12 protein-coding genes and 1 pseudogene are annotated in these 13,980 nt (G+C 58.1%); 11 read left to right on the forward strand and 2 right to left on the reverse strand.

The window, feature by feature from the left end; translation table 11 throughout:
• Window positions 1–213: ATP-dependent Clp protease adaptor ClpS (locus ACIPLA_RS27220; RefSeq protein WP_401177479.1), on the reverse strand; the 213-nt coding region annotated here is incomplete at its 3' end.
• A gap of 224 nt (window positions 214–437) precedes the next feature.
• On the opposite strand from ACIPLA_RS27220, the gene ACIPLA_RS27225 reads away from it, so the two are divergent.
• The gene (locus ACIPLA_RS27225) at window positions 438–719 is read left to right on the forward strand and encodes a cold shock domain-containing protein (RefSeq protein WP_218394448.1); all 282 of its coding nucleotides are present in this window, start codon (window positions 438–440) and stop codon (window positions 717–719) included.
• A gap of 60 nt (window positions 720–779) precedes the next feature.
• On the opposite strand, the gene icd is transcribed toward ACIPLA_RS27225, so the two are convergent.
• A complete protein-coding gene (gene icd / locus ACIPLA_RS27230) occupies window positions 780–2,036 on the reverse strand; it encodes an NADP-dependent isocitrate dehydrogenase (protein ID WP_123358348.1) in 1,257 nt (418 codons plus the stop codon).
• Window positions 2,037–2,529: 493 nt separating this feature from the next.
• Here icd and ACIPLA_RS27235 point away from each other — a divergent pair, with 493 nt between their 5' ends.
• From ACIPLA_RS27235 to ACIPLA_RS27280, 10 genes and pseudogenes are all read left to right on the forward strand, one after another.
• Entirely contained in the window at window positions 2,530–4,755 is a 2,226-nt protein-coding gene (locus tag ACIPLA_RS27235) for an NADP-dependent isocitrate dehydrogenase (protein WP_401177483.1), read from the forward strand.
• Between the two features lie 215 nt (window positions 4,756–4,970).
• Entirely contained in the window at window positions 4,971–5,417 is a 447-nt protein-coding gene (locus ACIPLA_RS27240; RefSeq protein WP_401177486.1) for an NUDIX hydrolase, read from the forward strand.
• Window positions 5,418–5,476: 59 nt separating this feature from the next.
• On the forward strand, window positions 5,477–6,610 hold the full coding sequence (gene mnmA, locus ACIPLA_RS27245) for a tRNA 2-thiouridine(34) synthase MnmA (protein WP_401177489.1): 1,134 nt from the start codon (window positions 5,477–5,479) through the stop codon (window positions 6,608–6,610).
• A complete protein-coding gene (gene hflD, locus ACIPLA_RS27250; protein WP_401177492.1) occupies window positions 6,607–7,230 on the forward strand; it encodes a high frequency lysogenization protein HflD in 624 nt (207 codons plus the stop codon). The genes mnmA and hflD overlap by 4 nt, the downstream gene beginning before the upstream one ends.
• 127 nt (window positions 7,231–7,357) lie before the next feature.
• Window positions 7,358–8,728, forward strand: a complete 1,371-nt coding sequence (gene purB / locus ACIPLA_RS27255; protein ID WP_218394442.1) for an adenylosuccinate lyase — start codon at window positions 7,358–7,360, stop codon at window positions 8,726–8,728.
• An 86-nt stretch (window positions 8,729–8,814) separates the two neighbouring features.
• Window positions 8,815–9,984 (forward strand): cupin domain-containing protein, encoded by a 1,170-nt coding sequence (locus ACIPLA_RS27260; RefSeq protein WP_123493778.1) that lies wholly within the window; start codon window positions 8,815–8,817, stop codon window positions 9,982–9,984.
• Entirely contained in the window at window positions 9,977–10,402 is a 426-nt protein-coding gene (locus tag ACIPLA_RS27265) for a GNAT family N-acetyltransferase (protein ID WP_123493776.1), read from the forward strand. Before ACIPLA_RS27260 ends, ACIPLA_RS27265 begins: the two co-directional genes overlap by 8 nt.
• A gap of 213 nt (window positions 10,403–10,615) precedes the next feature.
• Window positions 10,616–11,377, forward strand: coding sequence for a secretin N-terminal domain-containing protein (locus ACIPLA_RS27270; protein WP_401177498.1), 762 nt, complete (start codon window positions 10,616–10,618; stop codon window positions 11,375–11,377).
• Window positions 11,378–11,890: 513 nt separating this feature from the next.
• Window positions 11,891–13,216, forward strand: coding sequence for an isocitrate lyase (aceA, locus tag ACIPLA_RS27275; protein WP_401177501.1), 1,326 nt, complete (start codon window positions 11,891–11,893; stop codon window positions 13,214–13,216).
• Window positions 13,217–13,838: 622 nt separating this feature from the next.
• Window positions 13,839–13,967 (forward strand): annotated as a pseudogene (locus ACIPLA_RS27280) (NADH-quinone oxidoreductase subunit A); the annotation flags it as partial.
• Window positions 13,968–13,980: the final 13 nt, after the last annotated feature.

Below are 13,980 nucleotides of genomic sequence, written 5' to 3' on the forward strand. Positions count from 1 at the left end.
CGCCAGCTCGCGATTCAGGTTAAAAAACACCTCGAGCACTGCGACGACGAAATCCATCGGTGTGTAGTCATCGTTGAACAAAACCACCTTGTACATCGGTGGCGCCTGTAGAGCAGGCTTAGCCTCCTGAACAGCAATGCCTGCGGAATCGTCGTCGTGTAAATCAGGGCGATCCTGATTGAATGTTAGTCGAATCTGGCTGATTGCATGCATGGAAAGAAAGGTTCGTCAGTTGTGCAAATACAGTGGTGGGGGCTGTTATGAACGTTTTCAACTCCGACTGCCCGGTCACCTTGACTATCGGAAAATCGGTGTTACAAACAATAGAGCCCACAGTGGGTAAAAAAGGTCCGCGGAGTCAATCCTGTTTGCAAGATAGACTGCGGATTAACTGGATGATACTCCAGTGATGGAGTCTGTTGCAGAGGGATATGGGTATGGCTGTCGGTAAGGTGAAATGGTTCAACAATGCCAAGGGGTTCGGTTTCATTAACACCGACGCCAGAGAAGGTCGCGACGAGGATGGCAAGGACATCGATTTCTTTGCCCACTATTCGGCTATTGAAATGGACGGATACAAAACCCTCAAGGCTGGGCAAATTGTTAGCTTTGAGATCATCCAGGGCCCCAAAGGACTGCATGCAGTAAAGATCACATCTGTCACCTCTCCGAACGAACAGAGCGCCCCTGCCACCCGGCAGGAAACAGTGTCGAGCTGACGCTGCTCGTCATCCAGTCATAAAAAAACCGCCCGAAGGCGGTTTTTTTTGTCAGCTGGTTTACATGTGCGAGATCAACGCATCACCAAACGCGGAAGACGACAGCAGTTTCGCGCCCTCCATCAGACGTTCGAAGTCATAGGTCACGGTTTTTGCGGAAATCGCGCCGTTGGTGCCTTTGATGATCAGGTCGGCCGCTTCGGTCCAGCCCATGTGACGCAGCATCATCTCGGCGGACAGGATCAACGAACCCGGGTTGACCTGGTCCTTGCCGGCGTACTTCGGCGCAGTACCGTGGGTGGCTTCGAACATGGCCACGGTGTCGGACAGGTTGGCACCCGGCGCGATACCGATACCGCCCACTTCGGCCGCCAGGGCGTCGGAGAGGTAGTCGCCGTTGAGGTTCAGGGTCGCGATGACATCGTATTCAGCCGGGCGCAGCAGGATCTGCTGGAGCATGGCGTCGGCGATGGCGTCCTTGACGATGACGTTCTTGCCGGTTTTCGGGTTCTTGAACTGCATCCACGGACCGCCGTCGAGCAGGGTCGCGCCGAATTCTTCAGCGGCCACTTCGTAGGCCCATTCCTTGAAGGCACCTTCGGTGAACTTCATGATGTTGCCTTTGTGCACGATAGTCAGCGAATCACGGTCGTTGTCGACCACATACTGCAGAGCCTTGCGCGCCAGACGCTTGGTGCCTTCCAGGGACACCGGCTTGATGCCGATACCGCAGTTTTCGTCGAAACGGATCTTGGTGACGCCCATTTCTTCTTTAAGGAACTTGATGACCTTGGTCGCTTCCGGCGAACCGGCTTTCCATTCGATACCGGCATAAATGTCTTCCGAGTTTTCACGGAAGATGGTCATGTCGACATCGCCTGGCTTCTTGACCGGGCTCGGTACGCCTTCGAACCAGCGCACCGGGCGCAGGCACACATACAGGTCGAGTTGCTGACGCAGGGCCACGTTCAGCGAACGGATGCCACCGCCGACCGGGGTGGTCAGAGGGCCTTTGATGGAAACTACATAATCCTTGACCGCGTCCAGGGTTTCCTGAGGCAGCCAGGTGTCCTGATCGTAAACCTGAGTCGCTTTCTCCCCGGCGTAGACTTCCATCCAGGAAATTTTGCGCTCGCCGCCGTAAGCTTTCTTAACAGCAGCATCGACAACCTTGATCATGACCGGGCTGATATCAACGCCAATACCATCGCCTTCGATGAAGGGGATGATCGGGTTGTTAGGAACATTGAGAGAATGGTCTGCGTTGACGGTGATTTTGTCGCCGACGGCTGGAACCTGAATCTTCTTGTATCCCATGCTGTACTCCATTGTTTGGATTGAACATCTGGCTGCGTTCGAGCGTACCCCAGTTAAATCGGCGCGCAAACCCTATGTTCCGCCCATCTGCCGCAAAGCTGCACAGTTCGCGACGTACAAGCCTGAAAGCAAAGGGAAAAGCGCCAAACTCAAGCACGGCGAACGACTCTACGCGTCGCACTCGCCTGCGACCTTTAGACCAATGGACGAAAAACGTTGCATATGAACCATCGGCAGATTGCCAGCTACCTATGTATAATGCCGCCGCTGACCACAGAGTCACGACGGCCGACCGCTCTATCACAAGACGTTGGGCCCGAATAAGCCGGATTGTTACCGCAGTCCACCCGCTTGACGCTCGACTGATGCACCCAACATCACCGCGAAGAAACCTCGACATTCGGCTCATGGATGACTTTGAACGAACGCGCTTACCCGGCGCCCCTCGAGTTTCTGCGCACGCTTTAGCAAAGAAGAGAGAGTTAATCCGAATATGCCCACCCGCTCGAAGATCATCTATACCTTCACCGACGAAGCCCCAGCCCTCGCCACCTATTCACTGTTGCCTATCGTAGAGGCTTTCACCGCCTCGGCTGATATCGCCGTTGAAACCCGCGATATCTCTCTTGCAGGGCGCATTCTGGCCAGCTTCCCCGAGCAATTGGGTGACAAAGCCGTAGCCGACCACCTCGCCGAACTGGGCGACCTGGCCGTTACGCCTGAAGCCAACATCATCAAGCTGCCGAACATCAGCGCTTCGGTTCCGCAACTGCAGGCCGCGATCAAAGAGCTGCAAGCCCAGGGCTTCGCACTGCCGGACTACCCGGAAACCGTGACCAGCGATGCCGACAAGCTCGCCAAGTCGCGTTACGACAAGATCAAGGGCAGCGCCGTAAACCCGGTTCTGCGCGAAGGCAACTCTGATCGTCGTGCACCGCTGTCGGTCAAGAACTACGCGCGCAAGCACCCGCACAAAATGGGCGCCTGGGCCAAAGACTCCAAGTCCCACGTCGCTCACATGAGCACCGGCGATTTCTACGGCAGCGAAAAAGCCGCCCTGATCGACGCCGCTGACGCCGTTAAAATCGAACTGATCGCTCAAGACGGCACCACCACCGTCCTGAAAGAAAAAACCACCGTGCAAGCCGGTGAGATCCTCGATTGCGCCGTTCTGAGCAAAAACGCGCTGCGCAGCTTCATCGCAGCCGAGATCGAAGACGCCAAACAAAAAGGCGTACTTCTGTCGGTTCACCTGAAAGCCACCATGATGAAAGTCTCCGACCCGATCATGTTCGGCCAGATCGTTGCCGAGTTCTATAAAGACGCCCTGGCCAAGCACGCTGACGTGCTGGCACAGATCGGCTTTAACCTGAACAACGGCATCGGCGACCTGTACGCTCGTATCAAGGCTTTGCCTGCCGAGCAACAAGCGCAGATCGAAGCGGACATCCAGGCGGTCTACGCTGTTCGTCCATCGTTGGCCATGGTCAACTCCGACAAAGGCATCACTAACCTGCACGTGCCGAGCGACGTTATCGTCGACGCCTCGATGCCAGCGATGATCCGTGACTCCGGCAAAATGTGGGGCACCGACGGTCAGTTGCACGACACCAAGGCGGTGATCCCGGATCGCTGCTACGCCACCATCTACCAAGCGGTGATCGAAGACTGCAAGGCTAACGGCGCTTTTGATCCAACCACCATGGGCAGCGTGCCAAACGTTGGCCTGATGGCGAAGAAAGCCGAAGAGTACGGCTCCCACGACAAGACCTTCCAGATCAAGGCAAACGGCGTAGTTCGGGTTTCCGACAGCGCTGGCCGCACCCTGCTGGAACAGTCGGTTGAAGCCGGCGACATCTTCCGCATGTGCCAGACCAAAGACGCGCCGATCCAGGACTGGGTCAAACTGGCCGTCAACCGTGCCCGTGCAAGCGCAACTCCGGCGATTTTCTGGCTGGACCCAATGCGCGCCCACGACGGCGTAGTGATCGAGAAAGTTCAGGCCTACCTGAAGGATCACGATACTTCCGGCCTGGACATCCGCATCATGTCGCCCGTCGACGCGATGAAGTTCACCCTGGACCGTACCCGCGAAGGCAAGGACACCATTTCGGTGACCGGCAACGTATTGCGTGACTACCTGACCGACCTGTTCCCGATCATGGAACTGGGCACCAGCGCCAAGATGCTGTCGATCGTGCCGCTGATGAACGGCGGTGGCCTGTTCGAAACCGGCGCCGGCGGTTCGGCACCGAAGCATGTTCAGCAGTTGCTGGAAGAAAACTTCCTGCGCTGGGATTCCCTGGGTGAATTCCTGGCCCTGGCTGCCTCCCTCGAGCACTTGGGTGTTACCTACAACAACCCTAAAGCACTGGTGCTGGCCAAGACCCTGGATCAGGCCACTGGCCAGTTCCTGGACAACAACAAGTCGCCATCGCGCAAAGTCGGCAACATCGACAACCGCGGCAGCCACTTCTACCTGGCGCTGTACTGGGCACAAGCCCTGGCCGCCCAGACCGAAGACACTGCACTGCAAGCGCAGTTCGGCGAACTGGCCAAAACCCTGACCGAGAACGAAGCGACCATCGTTGCCGAGCTCAACGCCGTCCAGGGCAAGCCAGTGGACATCGGCGGTTACTACCACGCCAATGCCGAGCTGATCAGCAAGGCCATGCGCCCGAGCAACACCTTCAACGCCGCGATCGCTGCGCTGGTTTAAGGTTGTAAGGATGCAAAGAAGCCCCGGCCCAGTGCCGGGGTTTCTGTTTCTGGCGCTCACACCCTTCCAATGTGAACATTGGTCCAATGTGGGAGCGGGCTTGCTCGCGAATGCGGTTTATCATTCAACATCTTTATTGACTGACCCACCGCTTTCGCGAGCAAGCCCGCTCCCACAGGGGCCGCGTTTCACTATTCAAAATTCAAGGAAGTCTTATGGACTGGCTACCCCACATCACCGTCGCCACCATCGTCGAAGACAATGGTCGCTTCCTGATGGTCGAAGAGCTCAAGCACGGACGAACGGTGCTCAACCAACCCGCCGGCCATCTGGACCCGGACGAAACCCTGATCGAAGCCGCCGTGCGCGAAACCCTCGAGGAAACCGGCTGGGACGTCGAGCCGACCGGCGTGGTGGGCATTTATCTCTATACCGCTCCGAGCAACGGCGTGACTTATCAGCGGGTCTGCTTCACCGCAAAACCGCTCAAACACCACCCCGACTATCAGTTGGATGACGGTATCGTCGGCGCAAAATGGCTGACGCGTGACGAACTGCTGCAACAGCGCGCAAACTGGCGCAGTGAGCTGATCATCCGCTGTATCGATGATTATCTGGACGGTAAACACTTCAGCCTCGAGCTGATCCGCCCTTCTCTTTAGCCTTGCGGGCTTCAGCCTGCTAGAATCGCGTCCTTTTTCAAGACACTCATTGAATCCCTATGCGTGATCCAGCCCCTTCTGACACACAAAAGAAGCGCGTCATTGTCGGCATGTCCGGCGGCGTGGACTCTTCCGTTTCCGCTCTCCTGCTGATCGAGCAGGGTTATGAGGTGGAAGGCCTGTTCATGAAGAACTGGGAAGAAGACGATGGAACGGAATACTGCACCGCCATGGATGACCTGGCGGACGCTCAGGCCGTGTGCGACAAGATTGGCATCAAGCTGCACTCCGCCAACGTCGCCGCCGAGTACTGGGACAACGTGTTCGAGCATTTCCTGGCCGAGTACAAGGCCGGTCGCACGCCGAACCCGGACATCCTCTGCAACCGTGAAATCAAGTTCAAGGCGTTCCTCGACTACGCCATGATGCTCGGCGCCGACCTGATCGCCACCGGCCACTACGTGCGCCGCCGTGACATCGATGGCCGCACCGAATTGCTCAAGGGCCTGGATCCGAACAAGGACCAGAGCTATTTCCTGCACGCTGTCGGCGGCGAACAGATCGCCAAGACCCTGTTCCCGGTCGGCGAGCTGGAAAAACCCGAAGTGCGCGCGATTGCCGAGAAACACGACCTGGCCACCGCGAAGAAAAAGGATTCCACCGGAATCTGCTTTATCGGCGAGCGCCGCTTCAGCGACTTCCTCAAGCAATACCTGCCGGCCCAGCCGGGCGAGATCAAGACCACCGAAGGTGAAGTCATCGGCCGTCACCACGGCTTGATGTACCACACCATCGGCCAGCGTCAGGGCCTGGGCATCGGCGGCTTGAAAGACGCCGGTGACGAGCCGTGGTATGTGCTGATCAAAGACCTGGAACACAACGAACTGATCGTGGGCCAAGGCAATGATCACCCTTATCTGTTCTCCCGCGCCCTGCTCGCCTCGGACATCTATTGGGTCAACCCGATCGATTTGACCGAGCCGCGCAAACTGACCGCCAAGGTGCGTTATCGTCAGAGCGACCAGCCTTGCACGCTGGAGAAGACCGCCAACGGCTACCGCGCGACCTTCGATGACCCGCAACGCGCGGTCACTCCAGGCCAATCCGTGGTGTTCTACGACGGTGAAATCTGCCTCGGTGGTGGAGTGATCGAAGTGGCCGAACCCTGGACCAGCAAGGGTCAGCGTTCATGAGCCCGACTCAAGAGCAACTGACGGCCCTGGGCGGCGTGTTTCTCGCGGCGGTGCTGGTCGACAAGATCGCCAAGACCGGCCAGACCAATGAAGCCGGGCTGACCTGCATGCTCGGCAGCCTGTTGATTCGCGACCCCAAGGACACGCTGGAAGTCTATGGCGGTGACGATATCAATTTGCGTGACGGCTACCGCGCATTGATCGGTGCCCTGGAGCGCGACCCCAGCACCCTTCAGCGCGAACCGCTACGCTACGCCCTGGCGATGCTGGGGCTGGAGCGTCAGCTGGCCAAGCGCGACGACATGCTGGAAGTGATCGGCAAGCGTTTGCCGCAGATTCAGTCCCAGGTCGAGCACTTCGGCCCGGCTCACGAAAACGTGATCGCCGCCTGCGGTGCGTTGTACCAGGACACCCTGAGCACCCTGCGCCAACGGATTCAAGTGCATGGTGACATGCGCAACCTGCAGCAACCGAGCAATGCCTCGAAGATCCGTGCGCTGTTATTGGCCGGAATTCGATCGGCGCGCCTGTGGCGGCAGCTGGGTGGTCATCGCTGGCAGTTGGTGATCAGTCGGCGCAAGTTGCTTAAAGAGCTTTACCCGCTGATGCGCAGCAGCTGAACCGCGCCCGCAATACCGTTTTGTAGTCAGTAACGCGTAATACGCCGGTCAGTTGGCAACGGACCGGCGGATTTTTTCATGTATGATACGCGCCCCATTTCGTTGCCCGACTGTCCGAGAACACCCCATGCAGCTTTCTTCGCTCACTGCGGTTTCCCCTGTTGACGGCCGCTACGCCGGCAAAACCCAGGCCCTGCGCCCAATTTTCAGCGAATACGGTCTGATCCGTGCTCGCGTTCTGGTTGAAGTGCGCTGGCTCCAGCGCCTGGCCGCTCACCCTGCCATCAGCGAAGTGCCGGCGTTCTCCGCCGAAGCCAACGCGGTATTGAATACCTTGGCGGAAAACTTCTCTCTGGAGCACGCCGAGCGCGTCAAAGAGATCGAGCGCACCACCAACCACGACGTCAAAGCCATTGAATACCTGCTCAAAGAGCAGGCGGCCAAGCTGCCGGAACTGGCCAAGGTCAGTGAATTCATCCACTTTGCCTGCACCAGCGAGGACATCAACAACCTGTCCCATGCCCTGATGCTGCGCGAAGGCCGTGATGACGTGATGCTGCCGCTGATGCGCCAGACCGCTAACGCCATCCGCGAACTGGCCATCCGCTTTGCCGACGTGCCGATGCTGTCGCGCACCCACGGTCAACCGGCTTCGCCGACCACCCTGGGCAAAGAGCTGGCGAACGTGGTTTACCGTCTGGAGCGTCAGATCGCCCAAGTCGCCGCCGTTCCGCTGCTGGGCAAGATCAACGGCGCTGTCGGCAACTACAACGCTCACCTGTCGGCCTACCCTGAGATCGACTGGGAAGCCAACGCCCGCGCCTTCATCGAAGACGAGCTGGGCCTGGGCTTCAACCCGTACACCACGCAGATCGAACCGCACGACTACATCGCCGAGCTGTTCGACGCGATCGCGCGCTTCAACACCATCCTGATCGACTTCGACCGCGACATCTGGGGCTACATCTCCCTGGGTTATTTCAAACAGCGCACCATCGCTGGCGAAATCGGTTCCTCGACCATGCCGCACAAGGTCAACCCGATTGACTTCGAAAACTCCGAAGGCAACCTGGGTATCGCCAACGCACTGTTCCAGCACCTGGCGAGCAAGCTGCCGATCTCCCGCTGGCAGCGTGACCTGACCGACTCCACCGTACTGCGCAACCTCGGTGTCGGCTTCGCCCACAGCGTGATCGCCTACGAAGCCAGCCTCAAAGGCATCAGCAAGCTGGAGCTCAACCAGCAGAAGATTGCTGCTGACTTGGACGCGTGCTGGGAAGTATTGGCCGAGCCGATCCAGACTGTAATGCGCCGCTACAACATCGAAAACCCGTACGAGAAATTGAAAGAGCTCACTCGCGGCAAGGGCATCAGCCCTGAAGCGCTGCAGACCTTCATCGACGGCCTGGACATGCCTGCGCAAGCCAAGGCCGAGCTGAAACTGCTCACCCCGGCCAACTACATCGGCAACGCTGTAGCGCAAGCCAAACGCATCTGATCGACCGCTTTACCCGTTTGAGACGCCCGGCAGCGCCGGGCGTTTTTATTCCCGTCTGAAAAGTGCTTTTTTTCAATAGGTTACACATGAATCCTGATATTCCTCTTCAACTTCTGGGCGGCATCACGGCGCGCGAATTCCTGCGTGACTACTGGCAGAAAAAACCCCTGCTGATCCGTCAGGCGATCCCTGATTTCGAAAGCCCGATCGACGCCGACGAACTGGCCGGCCTTGCGCTGGAAGAAGAAGTCGAATCGCGCCTGGTGATCGAGAACGGCGAGCGTCCTTGGGAATTGCGCCGTGGTCCGTTCGCCGAAGACGAATTCAGCAAACTGCCGGAACGTGACTGGACCCTGCTGGTTCAAGCGGTCGACCAGTTCGTGCCGGAGGTCGCTGAGCTGCTGGAGAACTTCCGCTTCCTGCCGAGCTGGCGCGTCGACGATGTGATGATCAGCTTCGCCGCCCCGGGTGGCAGTGTTGGCCCGCACTTCGACAACTACGATGTGTTCCTGCTGCAGGGTCACGGCAAGCGCAACTGGAAAATCGGCCAGATGTGCGATTCCGAGAGCAAGCTGCTGCAACACGCCGACTTGCGCATCCTCGCTGATTTCGACGCCACCGACGAATGGGTGCTGGAACCAGGCGACATGCTCTACTTGCCGCCGCGTCTGGCTCACTGCGGTGTGGCCGTTGACAACTGCCTGACTTACTCGGTCGGTTTCCGCGCACCAAGCGCCTCTGAAGTGCTGACCCACTTCACCGATTTCCTCAGCCAGTTCCTGTCGGACGAAGAGCGTTACACCGACGCCGACGCCCTGCCGGCGGTCGATCCTCATCAGATCCAGCACGACGCCCTCGATCGCCTGAAAAGCTTGCTGGCCGAGCATATGAGCGACGAGCGCTTGCTGCTGACCTGGTTCGGCCAGTTCATGACCGAGCCGCGCTACCCGGAGCTGGTGGTGGGCCCGGAAGAGGTCGAAGAAGAGGACCTGCTCGCCAGCCTCGAGCAAGGCGCGATCCTGATCCGCAACCCGAGCGCGCGCCTGGCCTGGTCTGAAGTCGATGATGATCTTTTGCTGTTCGCCAGCGGCCAGAGCCGTTACCTGCCGGGCAAACTGCGCGAGCTGCTGAAAATGATCTGCGCCGCCGACTCCCTGCATACCGACAACCTTGGCGAGTGGCTGAACGACGAAGACGGTCGCGGCCTGCTGTGCGAGTTGGTCAAGCAAGGCAGCCTGGGGTTTGCTGATGAATAAAATTCACGTACGTGTCGCAGACTGGCAGAAGGACAACGCCGAGATCCGGCGCATTCGTGAGACGGTGTTCATCGCCGAGCAATCCGTTCCGCCTGAGCTGGAATGGGATGCTGATGACGCAACGGCAGTCCACTTTCTGGCCTTTGAAGGCGACTTCCCAATCGGCACCGCTCGGCTGTTGCCAGATGGTCACATCGGTCGGGTGTCGGTACTGAAGGACTGGCGCGGCTTGAAAGTCGGCGATGCGCTGATGCAAGCGGTGATCGGTGAAGCCGAGAAGCGCGGGCTGAAGCAGCAGATGCTGAGCGCGCAAGTGCAGGCCACGGCGTTCTATGAGCGCTTGGGTTTCAGCATGGTCAGTGAGGAGTTCCTGGAAGCCGGGATTCCGCATGTGGACATGGTGCGGCATTCGGTTTGAGACCGAGGTGAAGCCTTCGCGGGCAAGCCTCGCTCCTACAGGTATTCGCGTACCGTAGGAGCGAGGCTTGCCCGCGAAGAGGCCCTGAAGAAGACCCCAAAACGCCCCGCCATCAACCGATGCCGGGGCGTTTTGCTGTCTACGATTCAACTTGCCCCACCACGGGCCGACAAACTGGCAATATCAAGACTTTAAATGCCGGAGATAACGGATATGTCCCTACGCACCCTGCTCACAACGCTGCTGCTGACCTGCAGTTTTTCGGTCATGGCCGCCACCGAGATCGTGCCCCTGAACTATCGCACCAGCGCCGACCTGCTGCCGGTGGCGCAGAATTTCATCGGCAAGGACGGCCAGGTCAGCGCCTATGGCAATCAGCTCATCGTCAACGCAGAACAGCGCAAGATCGACGAACTTAAGGCCTTGATCAGCCAACTCGATGTGGCCGCCAAGCGCTTGCTGATCACCGTCGATACCAACGAAAACAACTTCCAGGGTGATCAGGGTTATTCGGTGAACGGTGCCAAGCCGAGCCAGACTCGCATCATCAACCGCAGCACCGACAGCCGCGACGGCGGTATCCAGCAGGTTCAGGCCAGCGAAGGCACACCCGCGCTGATCCAGGTCGGCCAGAGCGTGCCGCTCACCAGTACCCAGACCGACAGCTATGGCGACCTGCGCAGCCAGACCGAATACCGCAACGTCACCCAAGGCTTCTACGTGACTGCTAGCGTCACCGGCGACATCGTTCATCTGGCAATCAGTACCAACCGTGACCGGATGAGCCAGGAACGTCCCGATGTAGTGAACGTGCAAAGTACCGACACAACTGTCAGCGCTCGATTGGGCGAGTGGATCACCCTGGCCGGCGTGAATCGCCAGACTCAAGCTGACAAACAGGGCCTGACCCGCAGCTACTCTACGCAGGGCCGAGATGACATGACCCTGCGGGTGAAAGTCGACACACTGGACTAAAGCACCAAAAACTGACTGATTAGTCGTATTAGACTAAAGATGTAGTGCTTGAAAAAAAGCACTACAAAACGTTTGACGAGCCAAAAAAGCAAAGGCATGATGGCCTCGCTCCCGCTAATCAGAGGCCCTGGCAAGGGCTTTCGAGTCGCTGTTCGCACCTACCCCGCGAGCCGATTCGTGTCTGTACCGCCCACAAGGTGTGTTTGACGAGGTTGCCGACTGGAACGAAGTTGTCCCGAGGGACGGAAGCGTAATTAGGTAACCCGGCTCCACACTGAAGTTCGCACCAAGGCCCACGACGCCCGAATGCGCCCGACAGTTCGCCCTTACCTGCTCACTTTCCCCTCGAGCCCATCGTTCATCCCGTCGCCATCCCCGCCGAACCCGACTTGACCGCCTAAGCTTCTGGTCAGCGAGCAGCCTTTTACGCCCCTTTAAAATGCGTTATCTGGCTGGAGCAGGAATTTCCACCAAGAACGACTTTTTATCAAAGACGCGACGAGGTTTATCTCCATGGCACTGACACGCGAACAGCAAATTGCAGCCCTCGAAAAAGATTGGGCTGAAAACCCGCGCTGGAAAGGCGTGACACGCAATTACTCCGCTGCTGACGTCGTCCGTCTGCGTGGCTCGGTTCAACCTGAGCACACCTTTGCAAAAATGGGCGCCGAGAAGCTTTGGAACCTGGTCACCCAGGGTGCCAAGCCGTCCTTCCGTCCTGAGAAAGATTTCGTCAACTGCATGGGCGCCCTGACCGGCGGCCAGGCTGTGCAACAAGTCAAGGCCGGTATCCAGGCGATCTACCTGTCGGGCTGGCAAGTAGCTGCGGACAACAACTCCGCCGAATCGATGTACCCGGTGCAGTCGCTGGACCCGGGGGAGTCGGTTCCAACCGTGGTCAAGCGCATCAACAACTCGTTCCGTCGCGCTGACCAGATCCAGTGGAAAGCCGGCAAGAACCCGGGCGACGAAGGCTACATCGACTACTTCGCGCCGATCGTGGCTGACGCTGAAGCCGGCTTCGGTGGTGTACTGAACGCTTACGAGTTGATGAAGAGCATGATCGAAGCAGGCGCCGCCGGCGTTCACTTCGAAGACCAACTGGCTTCCGTGAAAAAATGCGGCCACATGGGCGGCAAGGTACTGGTTCCTACCCAGGAAGCTGTGCAGAAGCTGACCGCTGCTCGTCTGGCAGCTGACGTTGCCGGTACACCGACCATCATCCTGGCTCGTACCGACGCCAACGCGGCTGACCTGCTGACTTCCGATTGCGACCCGTATGACCAGCCATTCGTGACTGGCGAACGCACCCAGGAAGGCTTCTACAAAGTACGCGCCGGTCTCGACCAGGCCATCGCTCGCGGCCTGGCCTACGCACCGTTCGCCGACCTGATCTGGTGCGAAACCGCCAAGCCGGATCTGGAAGAAGCACGTCGCTTCGCTGAAGCGATCAAAAAGGAATACCCGGACCAACTGCTGTCGTACAACTGCTCGCCTTCCTTCAACTGGAAGAAAAACCTGGACGACGCGACCATCGCCAAGTTCCAGCGCGAACTGTCCGCCATGGGTTACAAGCACCAGTTCATCACCCTGGCCGGCATTCACAACATGTGGCACAGCATGTTCAACCTGGCGCACGACTACGCCCGCAACGACATGACTGCCTACGTGAAGCTGCAAGAGCAAGAGTTCGCTGACGCTGCCAAGGGTTACACCTTCGTGGCTCACCAGCAGGAAGTGGGCACCGGCTACTTCGACGACATGACCACCGTAATTCAAGGTGGCACGTCCTCGGTGACCGCGCTGACCGGTTCGACCGAAGAAGAACAGTTCCACTGATCTGCTTCATCTGAGTAAACGGCCGTTGCGGACCGAATAAAAGCTAACCGCAGCGCTGCACATCTGACGCCCCGACTGGTTCGGGGCGTTTTTTTGCCTGCGATTCCCCTCTCCTCTGTAGGAGCGAGGCTTGCCCGCGAAGAACGATGACGCGGTATGCCTGAAAAACCGCAGCGCATTCTTCGCGGGCAAGCCTCGCTCCTACAGACTCAGGCGGACAAAAACATTGATCCAGAGCGGTGTCGCGACCAGAAAAAGAGGGTAAAACGGGGGCGCCTGCTACTTGCAGTAACGCGCATATAAGACAACTTCCCAGCCACTCACCTGTTAAACAGTTTGAAAAGCGCGACAAATAATATTGATTATCATTTAGCGGCAAGTATGTTCGTTACATTCCCTACAAAACATATTTGACAAAACCCCCGCTAATGCCCGAGCGGCATGGGCTACAGGGCTTTGGAGGCACGCTATGTCCTTATTCTTGTAAATAATTTCGCTATCTGAATTTTACTTGCTCGGTGTTTAGCCATAAAATCACCGCGATTGATTGCTGCGACATATCGTCACTGCTTTGTTTCTTTTCAAGCTCAGAGACCTTTGCTCTCTGTTAAGGATTTCCAGCATGCCCGAAGCGACCGGACTCATGGCCCACAACTGGGGCTTTGCCATTTTCCTTCTGGGTGTCGGCGGCCTTTGCGCCTTCATGCTCGGCGTCTCCAGACTCCTCGGGTCTAAAGCCTGTGGCCGAAGCTAATACGAACCGT

Source organism: Pseudomonas sp. NPDC086112, assembly GCF_044746425.1.
GTDB lineage: Bacteria > Pseudomonadota > Gammaproteobacteria > Pseudomonadales > Pseudomonadaceae > Aquipseudomonas.